Annotated in this window: 10 protein-coding genes and 1 riboswitch; of the genes, 5 read left to right on the top strand and 5 right to left on the bottom strand. The window is 71.7% G+C overall.

Going from position 1 to position 13,904, the window contains the following annotated elements:
• Nucleotides 1–48 precede the first annotated feature (48 nt).
• Together AB0I42_RS17015 and AB0I42_RS17010 are read left to right on the top strand one after the other, a co-directional pair.
• Nucleotides 49–864 (top strand): beta-phosphoglucomutase family hydrolase, encoded by an 816-nt coding sequence (locus tag AB0I42_RS17015; RefSeq protein ID WP_357538319.1) that lies wholly within the window; start codon nt 49–51, stop codon nt 862–864.
• Nucleotides 861–3,233, top strand: a complete 2,373-nt coding sequence (locus tag AB0I42_RS17010; RefSeq protein ID WP_357538317.1) for a glycoside hydrolase family 65 protein — start codon at nt 861–863, stop codon at nt 3,231–3,233. Before AB0I42_RS17015 ends, AB0I42_RS17010 begins: the two co-directional genes overlap by 4 nt.
• A gap of 53 nt (nt 3,234–3,286) precedes the next feature.
• Here the strand turns inward: AB0I42_RS17010 and AB0I42_RS17005 are convergent, their stop codons facing one another.
• The gene (locus AB0I42_RS17005) at nt 3,287–4,324 is read right to left on the bottom strand and encodes a hypothetical protein (protein WP_357538316.1); all 1,038 of its coding nucleotides are present in this window, start codon (nt 4,322–4,324) and stop codon (nt 3,287–3,289) included.
• 4 nt (nt 4,325–4,328) lie between these two features.
• Nucleotides 4,329–4,460, bottom strand: a riboswitch (cyclic di-AMP (ydaO/yuaA leader).
• Between the two features lie 277 nt (nt 4,461–4,737).
• Here AB0I42_RS17005 and AB0I42_RS17000 point away from each other — a divergent pair.
• Nucleotides 4,738–5,181 carry a hypothetical protein gene (locus AB0I42_RS17000; RefSeq protein ID WP_357538314.1) on the top strand — a complete coding sequence of 148 codons (444 nt, stop codon included), beginning with the start codon at nt 4,738–4,740 and terminating at the stop codon, nt 5,179–5,181.
• A 66-nt stretch (nt 5,182–5,247) separates the two neighbouring features.
• Here the strand turns inward: AB0I42_RS17000 and AB0I42_RS16995 are convergent, their stop codons facing one another.
• Entirely contained in the window at nt 5,248–6,327 is a 1,080-nt protein-coding gene (locus AB0I42_RS16995) for a glycoside hydrolase family 19 protein (RefSeq protein WP_357538312.1), read from the bottom strand.
• Nucleotides 6,328–6,618: 291 nt separating this feature from the next.
• On the opposite strand from AB0I42_RS16995, the gene AB0I42_RS16990 reads away from it, so the two are divergent.
• The gene (locus AB0I42_RS16990) at nt 6,619–6,864 is read left to right on the top strand and encodes a TerD family protein (RefSeq protein WP_357538310.1); all 246 of its coding nucleotides are present in this window, start codon (nt 6,619–6,621) and stop codon (nt 6,862–6,864) included.
• Between the two features lie 4 nt (nt 6,865–6,868).
• Here the strand turns inward: AB0I42_RS16990 and AB0I42_RS16985 are convergent, their stop codons facing one another.
• The 3 genes from AB0I42_RS16985 to AB0I42_RS16975 all read right to left on the bottom strand — a co-directional run bounded on the left by AB0I42_RS16985 (nt 6,869) and on the right by AB0I42_RS16975 (nt 12,114).
• Nucleotides 6,869–8,179, bottom strand: a complete 1,311-nt coding sequence (locus AB0I42_RS16985; protein WP_357538308.1) for an ABC transporter ATP-binding protein — start codon at nt 8,177–8,179, stop codon at nt 6,869–6,871.
• 104 nt (nt 8,180–8,283) lie between these two features.
• Nucleotides 8,284–9,954: a hypothetical protein gene (locus AB0I42_RS16980; protein ID WP_357538305.1), complete on the bottom strand. Its 1,671-nt coding sequence runs from the start codon at nt 9,952–9,954 to the stop codon at nt 8,284–8,286.
• 36 nt (nt 9,955–9,990) lie between these two features.
• Nucleotides 9,991–12,114, bottom strand: a complete 2,124-nt coding sequence (locus AB0I42_RS16975; protein ID WP_357538304.1) for a glycosyltransferase — start codon at nt 12,112–12,114, stop codon at nt 9,991–9,993.
• A gap of 137 nt (nt 12,115–12,251) precedes the next feature.
• On the opposite strand from AB0I42_RS16975, the gene AB0I42_RS16970 reads away from it, so the two are divergent.
• A complete protein-coding gene (locus AB0I42_RS16970) occupies nt 12,252–13,904 on the top strand; it encodes a glycosyltransferase (RefSeq protein WP_357538302.1) in 1,653 nt (550 codons plus the stop codon).

Here is a 13,904-nt window from a genome sequence, read left to right as displayed (position 1 = left end):
TCCGCGCGGCAGGGTTTCAGCAGCCCTCGACGCGGTTAGATTGACCTGGTGCTCGGTCTACCCGCTGACGTCACCGCCTGCCTGTTCGACCTCGACGGTGTCCTGACCCAGACCGCACGCGTGCACAACGCGGCCTGGGCGGAGACCTTCGACGCCTACCTGCGCCGCCGATCAGCCGCCACCGGCGAGCCGTTCCGGCCGTTCGACCCCGGCCCCGACTACCACCTGTACGTCGACGGCCGGCCCCGCCTCGACGGCGTACGCAACTTCCTCGCCTCGCGCGGCATCACGCTGCCGGAGGGGACGCCGGACGACCCGCCGACCGCCGACACGGTCAACGGGATCGGCAACAGCAAGAACGCCATCGTGCTGCGCCGGATCGCCGCCGGTGACGTGGAGGTCTTCGACGGATCGGTCGACTACCTGCACGCGGTCGCCCGGGCCGGAATCCGCCGGGCGGTCGTCTCCGCCAGCGCGAACTGCCGCCAGGTGCTCGCCGCCGCCGGCATCGAGGACCTGTTCGAGGTACGCGTCGACGGCATCGTCGCGCGCGAACAGGGACTGCCCGGCAAACCGGCGCCGGACACCTTCCTGGCCGCGGCCCGGATGCTGGGGGTCGAGCCGGCCCGGGCCGCGGTCTTCGAAGACGCGCTCGCCGGGGTCGAGGCCGGCCGGGCCGGCGGGTTCGGCCTGGTGGTCGGCGTCGACCGGGCCGGCCAGGCCGAGGCGCTGCGCGTCCACGGCGCCGACGTCGTCGTCACCGATCTGTCCGAACTGCTCACCACGCGAGAGGCCGTGAGCGAGCGAACCAACAAGCTCGGTACCAGTCATGACGACGGCGAGCGAAGCGAGGCGGTGTCATGATCCGTGAGCGGGCTTATCCGGTCGAGCCGTGGCACGTGCGGGAGACCGGCCTCGACCTGGACGTCCTGGCCCAGTCGGAGTCGGTGTTCGCGCTGGCCAACGGGCATGTCGGGCTGCGCGGCAACCTCGACGAGGGTGAGCCGCACGGACTGCCCGGCAGCTACCTCAACTCCTTCTACGAGCTGCGCCCGCTGCCGTACGCCGAGGCCGGGTTCGGTTTTCCCGAGTCGGGCCAGACGATCGTCAACATCACGAACGGCAAGCTGATCCGGCTGCTGGTCGACGACGAACCGTTCGACGTCCGCTACGGCGAACTGCTCGGCCACGAGCGGGTGCTCGACCTGCGCGCCGGCACCCTGGAACGCAACGTGCACTGGCGTTCGCCGGCCGGCGACGAGGTCCGCATCCGCAGCACCCGGCTGGTGTCGTTCACGCAACGGGCGGTCGCGGCGATCTGCTACGAGATCGAGCCGGTCGACGAACCGGTGCGGCTGATCGTGCAGTCCGAGTTGGTCGCCAACGAGGAACTGCCGGCGCAGGCGAAGGACCCGCGGGTCGCCGCCGTGCTGGAGTCGCCGTTGCAGGCCGAGGAGCGGCTGGTCTACGAGGACGGTGGCCTGCTGATCCACCGGACCAAGCGGAGCGGGCTGCGGCTGGCCGCCGCGATGGGGCACGAGGTCGACGGGCCGGACCGCACCAAGGTGACCACCGAGGCGTACGAGGACTGGGCCCGTACGACGGTCGCTGTGGCGCTCCGTCCGGGCCAGCGGCTGCGGATGGTCAAGTACCTGACGTACGGCTGGTCCAGCCGGCGGTCCCGGCCCGCGCTGCGGGACCAGGTCGGCGGTGCGCTGGCCGGGGCCCGCTACTCCGGTTGGGAGGGCCTGGTCCGCGAGCAGCGCGAATACCTCGACGACTTCTGGGACGCGTCCGACGTGCGGGTCGAGGGTGATCCCGAGGTGCAGCAGGCGGTGCGGTTCGGGCTGTTCCACGTGTTGCAGGCCGGCGCGCGGGCCGAGTCACGGCCGATCGCCGCGAAGGGCCTGACCGGCCCGGGCTACGACGGCCACGTCTTCTGGGACACCGAGACGTTCGTGCTGCCGGTGCTGACGTACACCCAGCCGACCGCGGTGGCGCACGCCCTGCGCTGGCGGCACGCCACCCTGGACCTGGCCCGGGACCGGGCCCGGACCCTCGACCTGCACGGGGCGGCGTTCCCGTGGCGGACGATCCGGGGCCACGAGTGTTCGGCGTACTGGCCGGCGGGTACCGCCGGCTTCCACATCGGCGCCGACATCGCCGACGCCGTCCGCCGCTACGTGCAGGCGACCGGGGACGCCGAGTTCGAGCGCGAGATCGGCCTGGAACTGCTGGTGGAGACGGCGCGGTTGTGGCGCTCGCTGGGCCACCACGACCGGCACGGCCGGTTCCACATCGACGGGGTCACCGGGCCGGACGAGTACACGGCGGTGAAGGACGACAACGTCTACACGAACCTGATGGCGCAGCGGAACCTGCTGGCCGCCGCGGAGGCGGTGCAGCGGCACAGCGAGGAGGCGTGGCGGCTCGGCGTCGACGACGAGGAGACCGCCGCGTGGCGGGACGCGGCCGGGTCGATGTACGTGCCGTACGACGAGGAACTGGGCGTGCACCCGCAGGTGGAGGGCTTCACCCGCTACCAGGAGTGGGACTTCGCCGCGACCCCGCCGGACAAGTACCCGCTGCTGCTCAACCATCCGTACTTCGACCTCTACCGCAAGCAGGTGGTCAAGCAGGCCGACCTGGTGATGGCGATGCACCTGCGCGGCGACGCGTTCACCGCCGAGGAGAAGGCGCGCAACTTCGTCTACTACGAGCGTCGTACGGTTCGCGACTCGTCGCTGTCGGCGTGCACCCAGTCGGTGCTGGCCGCCGAGACGGGCCATCTCGAACTCGCCCACGACTATCTGGGCGAGGCCGCCCTGATGGATCTGCACGACATCCACCAGAACACCCGCGACGGGGTGCATGTGGCGTCGCTGGCGGGGGCGTGGATCGCGCTGGTGGCCGGGCTCGGCGGGATGCGTGACCACGACGGCCGGTTGTCGTTCGCGCCCCGGCTGCCGAGCCGGATCGGCCGGCTGGAGTTCTCGTTGATGTGGCACGGCCGGCGGCTGCGGGTCGACGTGCGGCCGCACGAGGTGACGTACGCGCTGCGGGACGGCGACGACGACACCCGGCTGGAGTTGCGGCACCACGGTGAGGAGGTCACGGTGACCTGTGACGATCCGGTGACCCTGCCGATCCCGCCGGCTCCGCCGGCGGGGCCGGCACCCCGCCAGCCGCCGGGGCGTGCCCCGGCCCGCCGGTCGGCGCTGGGCGAGCTGTGACGGATACGCCGGAGCCGGGTCGCGCAGGCGACCCGGCTCCGGCGTGAGTGTCCCTACAGCAGGGACAGGTGCACGTGGTTCGTGTGGTCGGTGTTCGGGTCGCCGTAGGCGCCGCTGTACGACTTCCAGCCGATCGCCGGTAGCCAGACCTGTTTGAACCAGATGACGTAGAGGATGCCGAGCCGGTCGGCGTTGCGGACCAGGAACGCGGCCAGGTTGTTGCCGTACAACCTGTTCTCACCCTGCGCGACGCCGCCGAAGCCCTTCTTCTGGGACGAGAAGTCGCAGGCGCGTCCCTTGGGGTGCTCGTACGGCCCACCGGGGCGGTAGCAGGAGACGAACCAGTTGAACCCGGCCTTCTGGGTCTCCTTGAGCGCGTGCAGGGTACGCGCGGTGATGCATCCCGAGGTCGTCGGGTCGTTCTGGTTGCACGACTGTGCCGGCCACGATCCGTCGCGGTTGCGCGGGGCCTGCGCGGCGATCGGCGAGGTCGCGTTGACGAACCCGCCGGTCGAGGCGCCGCCGGCCAGCCGGAGCGCCTTCTCGGTCTCGGCCTTCTTCTTCGCCATGACCTCGAGTTGCTGCTGCTCCTCGGTGACGGCCTGGTCGATCGCGGCCTTGGCCCGGTTGGCCTGGTCGAGCGCGGCGTTGAGTTCGCGCATCTTCCGGTTGTCGTGCTGGGCGAGGGCGTCGAGGCTCTCGGCGCGGTCGAGGAAGTCCTCGGGCGACGCGCTGTTGAGCAGCATCATCATCGGCCCGATGCGGCCCATCCGGTAGGCGTTGGCCGCCACCTGGCCGATCTCGGGCTGGAGCACCTCGATCTGCTTTTCGACCTTCTGCAGTTCGAGGGTGAGCTGCAGTTGGCGCTTGCGTGAGTTGTCGACCGCCGTCTTCGCCTCGACGTAGCCACGGCTGGTGGCTTCCATCACGTCGCGCAGCAACGGGTTCTCACCCTCGTCGCCGGGCGTCGTCGGTGCGGAAGTTGGCTCGGCGTGTGCCGTGCCGGGGGCGACCGCCAAGCCGATGAGCACGGCTACGGCGGTCACGAGCGTGACGGGCAGCGACTGCCGCCGACGCTGGAATGACGTCATCTACCGTTCCTCCCATCTGCCGCCGACCGGGTTAGCTGACGGGTTCGGGACGGAAGGATCCCTACCGCTGGCGCGGATTCACCCCGGGACACCTGGTTCCCCGGCTCGCCTCGCGGCGATTGGGCGGCGGTCACCACCGGCGCCGATGGGCGCCGCCGGGCGGAGACCGCGGGCCAGCCTACCGGATGGTTCGGTTCCGTCGCTCCGGAACCACCGAGCCACTACCAGGGCGGATGCGTTACAGGACAACGACTTTCGGTGATGTCTGCTGGTCGGCCGAGCCGGCCGCCGGCGGCTGCCGGGCGGTGACTTGCCAGCTTGCTGACAGGTTCCACATGGCCGGCGCCCAGCAGCACGACTCATGGTGAATCCCGGTAATCCGTCCAACCGTTACCAATCGGAGGAAAGTGATCATGCAGATCGTCCCCAGGAAGGCGGCACTCGTCGGCCTCGGTGCGGCCGGAGTGCTCGCTCTGGCGGTGGCCGTACCGACCGTGGCCCTCGCCGAGGATCCGACACCCGCGCCGTCAACGTCGTCCTCCAGCGCGCCGTCCCGGACGGAGCAGCACGAGGAACGGCGGGCCGAGCACAACCGGCAGCTCGCCGAGGGGCTGGCCGCCGAACTCGGCGTCGACGTGGAGAAGGTCACCGCCGCGCTGGAGAAGGTGCAGGGTGACCTGCGCACCGGGGCTGAGCAGGAGCGGCAGGCGAAGCTCAAGGAGCGGCTCGACGCGGCGGTCGAGGAAGGCGAGCTGACCCGGGAGCAGGCCGACGCGATCATCGCGGGCGCCGAGGCCGGCGTGCTCGGGGGCAAGGGCGGCGGCTTCGGGCCGGGGCCGGGACGCGGCGGACGCTGACCGGAGCCCGGCACCCGCCGGGTCGCGGGCCGGCGGCGGACCTGTCCGCCGCCGGCCCGCGCGGTCTCAGCAGTAGAGGTTGTTGCCGGGGGTCGTGCCGAGGATCTGGACGAACCGCTGGTAGGCGTTCACCCGACTCTGCACCGTGGCCGGGTTGCGGCCGTTGCACTCCAGCGCGCCGTTGATGCTGCGGATCGTCTCACCGAAACCGATCCCGTTGACCATCGCGTGGTGCGGGGTCATCGTGCCCGGACCCGACTGGGTGTTCCAGTACCACAGCGCCGTCTTCCAGGCCACGGCCGCGTCGTTCTGCACCAGCCACGGGTTGGTGAGCAGCGGCAGGCCGAGCGCGTCGCCGGCCGCCTTGTAGTTGAAGTTCCAGCTCAACTGCACGGGGCCGCGACCGTAGTAGGCGGCCTGGCCGGCCGGGCAGCCGTACGGCTGGCTGGTGTCGCAGTAGTGCGGGTAGTTGGCCTGGTTCTGCTCGACGATGTGGACCAGCCCGCCGGTCTCGTGGTTGACGTTGGCCAGGAAGGCCGCCGCCTCGCGCCGCCGGGTGGTCTCGTCACCGGTCTTGGCGAAGCCCGGGTACGCGCTCAGCGCGGCGGTCAGCCCGCTGTAGGTGTAGAAGCCGTTCCGGCTCGGGAACATCTGGTTGAACTGCGCCTGGCTGACCACGAAGCCGGTGTTGCCGCCCGGCGGAGTGGTGGGCGGCTGCCCGCCGCAGGAGTAGGGCTCCCAGTACCAGGTGCTGATGATCGGGTCGTACCCCGGGTTCTCGTGCTTGGCCCGGTAGTACTGGCCGTTGGTGTAGCGGACGATCGAGCCGGCCGGGTACCACTGGCCGGCGACCCAGGCGGGGTGGTTGCAGTTGGTGCCCGGCGGCGGCTGGGTGCCGCCTCCGCAGGTGCCCTGGTCGGCCCAGACGCCGGAGCCACCGGTGCTGGGCGCCTCGCCCTGCGTCCACCACTTGGCCTGCCAGTTACGGCCGTTGTGGGAGGCGGTCATGCCCCCGGTGTAGACCGCCGAGGAGTTCCAGGCGGTCGCGCAGGTCGCGGCGGACGCGGACGACATCGGTACGACGACGGCCAGGGCGACCGCGACCGCGAGTGCGGCCAGCGACGCGATCGTGCGTTTTCTGGACACCTAATCACTCTCCTCGTTACAGCAGACGTAGACAGCCATCTTTTAATAAACTTTACTAACCTATCCCGTCGGCCAGCGCAAGGGATCGGGCCCCGGGCATACGCGGGGCGCACGACGGCACCGGCCGAGGTCATCCGGCGGGAAGACGCCGCCGGGCCGCGCCGCACGGCCGGTTGCGGGCGGACCGGATGAACCGACCGAGCTGCCCAACGGCCAAAGATGATCTAGATGAATACTCTTCGCGGCACGGTGCGCAATACGGTCGAACGACCCGAGCACGGGGAGCCACCCGTGTCACCGCTGGTCGAAGGAGCCAACACAGCGCTCACGTCGACCCGGGTACGGCTCGTGCCGAGTTGGACCGCCGGCGCCGGCGTACCCGACGTGGACGCGTCCGCGCTCCTGGTGACCGCGACCGGCAGGGTCCGCGGCGACAAGGACCTCGGGTTCTACGACCAGCGGCACCACCCGAGCGGCGCGGCCGTCCACTCCGGAAAGCGGACCGGTCCGACCGGTCCGCTCATCGGCTACAGGTGAGGCGTCAGCGCCAGCCCACGTCGATCCGGTCGCCGCGCTCGTCGAAGAAGTGCAGGGCGTCCAGGCGTACCGAGATCGCCAGCGGATGGCCCGCCGACACCCCCGGGTACGGCGCCAGCCGTACGGCCAGTTCCGCCGGCCGCCGGTGGTGCCGGCCGGGGTCGCTGAGCACACTGGTCCGGCCGCCGGCCTGCCGCTGCCGTGGGATCGAGCGGCCGGCGTCCGCGCCGCGCCCGGTCAGCCGCTGGACGGCATTACCGAGCCGCTTGATCGGCCCCGGCTCGGCGGCCTGGCCGGGGACCGCGCCGCTGATGTCGTCGACGACCACGGCGGTCGCCCCGATGTCGAGGTAGGCCAGCGACTCGTGGCCGTGGTGCTCCAGGTAGCGGATCCGGCCCTGGAGCACGTCACCCTGGGTGTCGGGTGCGACCGGGGTCAGCGCCTCGGCCCGCATCCCGACCACGATCCGCTCACCGTGGTAGTGCGCCACGGCCCGCGCCCGGATGTCGTCCCACGGCAGGTAGAGCGCCTGGTCACCGAGGTTGAGCGTGACGTAGCGGTCCAGGTGCACGTAGACCGACGCCTCGAGCAGGTTCATCCGGGGGCTGCCGAGGAAGGCGGCGACGTAGAGGGTCGCCGGCCGCCCGTAGACCTGGGTGGGGGTGCCGACGTCCTGGAGCACCCCCTTACGCATGATCGCCACCCGGTCGGCCATGGTCAGCGCCTCGGCCTGGTCGTGGGTGACGTAGATGGTGCTGACCTTCAGCTCGCGCACCAGTCCGGAGATCTCGGCCCGCAGCTCCGCCCGCAGACCGCTGTCCAGGTTGGACAGCGGTTCGTCCATCAGGAACAGTCCGGGGCGGCGTACGATCGCGCGCCCCATCGCGACCCGCTGGCGCTGGCCACCGGAGAGCTGGTTCGGTTTGCGGCCGAGCACGTCGCCGATGCCGAGGGCGCTGGCGACGTCGGCCACCCGCTCACCGCGCGGAGCGGGCTCCACCCCGGACAGCCGCAGCGGGAAGGCGATGTTGTCGCCGACCGTCATGTGCGGATAAAGGGCGAAGTCCTGGAAGACCATGGCGATCCGGCGGTCGCGAGGTGGCAGGTCGTTGGCCAGCTCACCGTCGAGCAGGATGGCCCCCGAACTCGGGTCCTCCAGCCCGGCGACCATCCGCAGCACGGTGGACTTGCCGCAGCCCGACGGGCCGAGCAGCACCATGAACTCGCCGTCGTTAACGTCCAGATTGACGTTGTCGACCGCGATCGTGCCGTCGTGGAACACCTTTGTGACGTCTTTGAGCGCGACGGTTGTCACCGCCACCTCCCCAAGCCTCGATGCCGGCCTCCGAATGACTGTGACGAGCGTCATCAGGTCCGACTATCGGGTAAACGTTCCATGTTCGTCGTGTGACAGGCCAGTTACCTGGGTTGCTCGACCTTCAGGAGCCGCGATCCGCCGGGTCCTTCGACGACGACCGAGGCGTATCCGTCGGCCCAGCCGTAGCTGCCGTCCGGGTCGAATATCCAGTCCACGCCGTACGCGACCAGCAGCTCACGGCGGCGCGGCTCGGGGGTCCCGGGGTTCACCAGCTCGGCCTGTTCCGCCCGGCGGCGCTCCTCGTCGTCGAGCAACGGGTCGGGCCAGGGCGGTGCCACCGACCGGATCTCGTACGCCAGCAGGGCCCGGCCGGCGGGCACGTTCCCGGTCAGCACCACGGCACCGGGTTCGACCGCCCGGCCCACCCAGCCGAGATCGGGCCGGCTGGTGACCCCGTGCGCCGCCCGCCGGGGCGCGCTGAGCTGGTCGGCGGGCAGCACGAGCAGCAGGTTGCCGTACTGGGTGGCGAATCCGGCCAGGCAGGCGACCGTGGCGACCGCCGCCCACAGCCCGGCCAGCAGCCGGGTGCCGTTTCCGGGCCGCCGAGGTGCCGGGCCGGTTCCGACCTCCTGCGCACCGCCCGGCGGCTGGCCGGCGACCGATCGCCGACCGAACGCCGTGGCCACCGCCGTGGCGAGTTCGACCGCGGCGGCGACCTGGAGGCCGAGTAGCAAGACCGGCCACACCCGGCCGAGCGCGTACGCGCCGGTGAGCCAGCCGGCGAGCACCACCGCACCGGACAACCCGCAGAGCAGCACCAACGGGTCGAGCCGGTCCCGGCGCAGCCGCAGCACCAGGGCCGGCACCCCGACGAGGAACGCCAGCCCGTAGCGGCCGGCCACGTCGAGATAGAGCGTCTCGTGGATGGCGTTCAGGTCGGATGCCGACGAGGCGATGGCGGTGACCCGGAAGTAGGGCCAGCCGAAGACCGGCAGCAGAGCGGCGGCGGCACCGACCAGCACGCCGAGCGGGCGGGCCCGGACGAGCCAGGTCGCCCGCCCCGCGACAAGGGCGACCACGCCGATCGCCGTGTTGACCGCGGTGAACGGGTGGATCAGGATCACCAGGCCGCCGAGCAGACCGGCGACAAGCCAGCGCGACCATGACGGCGTACGCAGCGCGCCGGCCACCGCGACCCAGCAGAGCAGCATCAGACCGAACGCGAGCGTGCTGGGGTACGGCAGGATGAGCACCAGCCCGCGCAGGGCCGGAAAGCCGCCCCACTGGGGGACGGCCGGGCCCCACAGCAGCGGCACGAACAGCAGTGCCAGCACCGGCGCCCACCGGTTGGCGGTGAACACGCGGACGAAGCGCCACAGGCCGTAGAGCAGCAGGGCCAGGTTGACCGGGGCGGCGGCGCTGACCACGGTCGCCGGCCCGAGCCCGGTCACCTTGGCGATCACGGCGAGCAGCAGCGGGTACGGCGTGAAGTAGGGGCTGGGCGAGGCAGCCTCGACCATCGGATCGGCCGGGTGCCACAGGTCGTCCCGCAGCCGGCCGACCACGGCCGCGTGCAGCCCGAAGTCGGCGCCCCACGGCTGGCGTACGACCAGCGCGACCGCGAACAGCACGGCGAGCGTCGACAGGACGAGGTAGGGCAACGGGGCGCGGCCGGGTCGGGCCGGCGGGACGGGATCGGGGGCCGGCCCGGCGCCGGTCTCAGGGACGGAGCCGCCGGTCACCGCCCCGGATCCACCGCCCGCCACCCGCACGCAAGGCTCTCCTTCTCCCGGGCAGGGCCGGTGGCCTCAGATCTGCGCGAGCGGTGCCTCCGAGTCGCCGGTCATCCCGGCGGACCGCTGGACCTGGCCGGGCGGCACGGGTGCCGGGCGCTCCTCCTCGGCGGCGGCCCGCTCGGCGACCGACCCGCTTCCGGCGAGCGCGTCCAGCAGGGCCGCCCCGGTCGGGGCGAGCGTGCCGAACTCGCTGTGCCGGGGCAGCCCCGACCACTGCATACCGTTACCGCGTAGGAAATATTCTAGGCCCGGATCCCAGGTGTGGCCCCCGGAACGGCGGTGGTAGACGTAGCCGAGCGGGTGGGTGCGGTAGACCAGTCCCCCGGCCCGGCGCACCCGGTCGATCAGGCCGCGGTCGATCGACCTCGGCACCGGCCGCCAGCCGCCGACCTGCTCCAGGTCACCCCGGCTGATCAGCATCGTGCCACCGGCGACCACGGCCGCGAACGCCTCGACCTGGCCGGCCTCCCGGCGCACGGTCATGTCGAGGGTCTCCAGGTGGACGAACTCGGCACCCTTGCCGACCATCGTCGCCCCGGAGTAGTGCCGGGCCAGGACGAGGTCCCAGACGTGCTCGGGCCCGTACGTGTCGTCGTCGTCGATCTTGGTGACCAGGCTGCCCCGGGCGTGCGCGGTGGCCGCGCCGATCGCCTCGCCGAAGCCGTGCTCGGCGGGTACGGCCAGCGTCTCGATCGGCCGGTGGGAGCGGGCCAGCCGGGCCTTGTACTCGGCCGGCAGCTCGATGCCGTGCGTGCAGAGCACGATCTCCAGGTTGGGATAGGTCTGCGCCTCGAGCGCGGCGATCACGGTCGGCAGGTGCTCGAGCCGCTTGGTGACCAGCAGTGCGCTCACCGACGGCAGGGCCGGCAGGGCCGGGAAGGTCGCCGAGACGATCTTCGGCAGGGCGAACGGGGTGGCGTGCTGGCGCAGTGCCGCCCGGCGCTGCCGTACGGTGCGTACCTCCCACTCCAGCTCGCTCTCGGCGCGGCCGGGCAGGGGCGCGGTGATCAGGTCGGCCAGTTCGTCGGCGAGCACCGACCGGCAGGCCGGCGGCAGGCTCGGCGCGTGCAGCAGCACTCCCGCCATCGCCAGGTGCACCAGCAGCGCGGCTTCCTCCATCGGGTGCCGGGCCGGCACGGTGGGGCACTCCACGACGCCGAGCTGGGCAAGTGCCTCCAGCGCGTCCTCCGACAGCCACGGCCGGTCGACCCGGCCGCTCCAGATCGGTCCCCGCGGGCCGACGATCCGCCAGCCCCGGCCGTCGCTGCCCCCACCGAAGCGCAACTCCGCCCGCGACACGTCGGGGCCGAACGGGCCGTACTTGCCGGTGACGACGGTCCGTTCGAGGTCGACCAGCACGGTGTCGGGCCGGGTGCCGGCACCGGACCCGGCGCTGTCGGCGGCGAGGACGGTGGCGTAGAGGTCGGCCGGTGCGGTGCTGCTCTGTTCGGTCTCGGCCGGCAGGTCGGGTTCGACCGGCGGCTCCGGCACACCGGTCGTGGTGAGCAGCACGTCGTGGGCCCGGATGTCGTCGTTGCCGGGCAGGTCGCCGGTGAGCACCGTGACGTTGGGGCCGGCGCCGACCCAGGCCGGGAAGACGTTCTGGGCCGTGATGTCGGCGCTGGCCGGGGCCGGGATCGGGCGGATCGGGGAGAGGACCGGCAGCACCGCGGCGACCGCGTCGCGCAGCGACACGGGGTGGCGCAGCCTAAGTTCGATCACCGCTTTGCCCTTGCCGGAGCGCGGTACGCGGATCTGGTGCGACAGCAGGTGCGGCAGCGGGCCGACGCGCCCGGACCAGCCGCTGGCCGGCACCTGCCAGGAGTCGACGACGACCGTGACCCGGCGCACCCGCAGCAGCGACGCGGGGTCGTCGAGCAGGTGCCGCAACCAGCCGACCGAACGGGCGGCGACCATCACCCGGCCGATGTGCGAGCCCTGGTCGGGGACGAAGACGTCCTCGCCGTCCCTCGGTAGCTGGGTGATCGGCGATCCCCACTGGCTGGCCGGCCACTGCCGACGCCGTGGTCCCTGTCGCTCGCCTACGGATATCCGCCAGCGTAGGTATCTGTGCGGCGTGCCTTCGCTGGACAAAGCCAGTCCCTCCCGCGCCGTCGACGCGTCGTCGGTCGTCACCACAGGTTATGCCTGCGTCACTTAACTCACCGTAAAGCCGCGCCGGGCGACCCAGACCTAATCAATACCGCCGCCGACCGCTCCACGCCAAACGCGAACGGGGGGCTCTCCCAGTGACGGTCGTTAGACTGTCGGTCGTGTCGAGCCGCAATCGCGCCAACGCCCACGCCCACGACCAGCAGCACATCAGACTCTTCCGCAACGACTGGAGTGCCCTGACGCCGCCGCAGGTCGGCAACTGGCGGCCGACGAAATCGGTGTCGGTGGTCATCCCGGCCTACAACTGCCAGGAGTCGCTCGACCTCACCCTGGCGTCACTTCGTCACCAAACGTATCCGGAAGAGCTGCTGGAGGTGATCGTCGCCGACGACGGCAGCGAACCGCCGCTGGAGCTTCCCAAGATCCGGCCGACCAACTGCCGCATCGTGCGGGTCCCGGACCACTCCACCGGGTGGGGCCGGGCCAACGCCCTGCACGTCGGGGCCACGCAGAGCACCGGCGAGATCATCCACTGGCTCGACGCCGACATGGTGGTCTTCCACGAGCACGTCGAGGCCCAGGTCCGCTGGCACCACGTGTCCGACGAGGTGGTCACCCTCGGCTACAAGCGGTTCGTCACCGGCTGGGCGACCCCGGAGGAGGTGTCGGAGCAGGCGGCCGAAGGCCGACTGGACCGGCTCTTCCGGCTCGAGGAGACCGAGCCGCACGACTACGTCGAGAAGCTGATCAACGAGACCGACCGGCTCCGCGCCGGCGACCACCTCAACTTCCGCGCCCACGTCGGCGCCACCGCGGCCCTGACCCGCTCGCTCTACGAACGGTCCGGCGGCCTCAACACCGAACTCCGGCTCGGCGAGGACACCGAGTTCGGCTACCGGCTCACCCAGACCGGCGCGGTCTACATCCCCGAGCCGCTGGCCCGAAGCTGGCACATGGGCCCGACCCACATGATGACCAAGGGCGACGCGCTGCGCCGCTACAACCACCCCCACCTCGCCGAACTCATGCCGCACCCGCGCTACCTGCGTCCGGCCGGCAACCGGACGTGGGCGGTGCCGCTGGTCACCGCGGTGGTGGAGGCCGAGGGCAGCTTCGAGATGGTCCGCACCTGCGTCGACCGGCTGCTGGCCAGCGACCAGACCGATCTGAAGGTCCTGCTCGTCGCCGACTGGGCGGCCGTCACCGACGAGCGCCGGTCGATCCTCGCCGACCCGCTGCTCGACCGCCGGCTGATCATGGTGACCTACCGGTCGGACTCCCGCGTGGAGCTGGTGCAGGAGGTGCCCGAGACGGTCTTCCCGTCGCCCTACCTGCTGCACGTACCGGCCCATCTCGGCGTCGACCCGCCGACCGTCCGCCGCATGATCAAGATGGCCGACGACTGGCAGGTCGGTCTGGTCCGGCTGCTGCCGACCGGCGCCCGGTCGTCGGACGGCGCGGTCGCGCTGTGGCGCACCTCCGCGCTCAGCCGCGCGCTGCGGGTACGCCGGCCCGACGAGCAACTCGACAAGGTCGTCGCCGAGGTCGCCGGCGAACGCTGGGCCAGCGGCAAGGAGTTCACCCTGAGCGACCTGTCGACGCTGCCGCCGACCAAGCTGGTCTCCCCCAAGCCGCGCCTGGTCACCGGCTCCGACAAGGGCCGGGCCAGCGCCAGCGACGTCGAGGTGATCCCGGTCGGCGGGGTGCGCTCACTGGCCGCCGCCACCAAACTGGTCGGCAACCGGGTCGCCCGCGAGGCGGCCCAGCAGGTCAAGCTACGCCTGAAGCGGCCTTCCCGACCGGCCCACTAG

The sequence above is a fragment of the Polymorphospora sp. NPDC050346 genome, assembly GCF_040655695.1.
Classification (GTDB): domain Bacteria; phylum Actinomycetota; class Actinomycetes; order Mycobacteriales; family Micromonosporaceae; genus Polymorphospora; species Polymorphospora lycopeni.
This window is presented reverse-complemented; position numbering and strand designations above follow the sequence as displayed.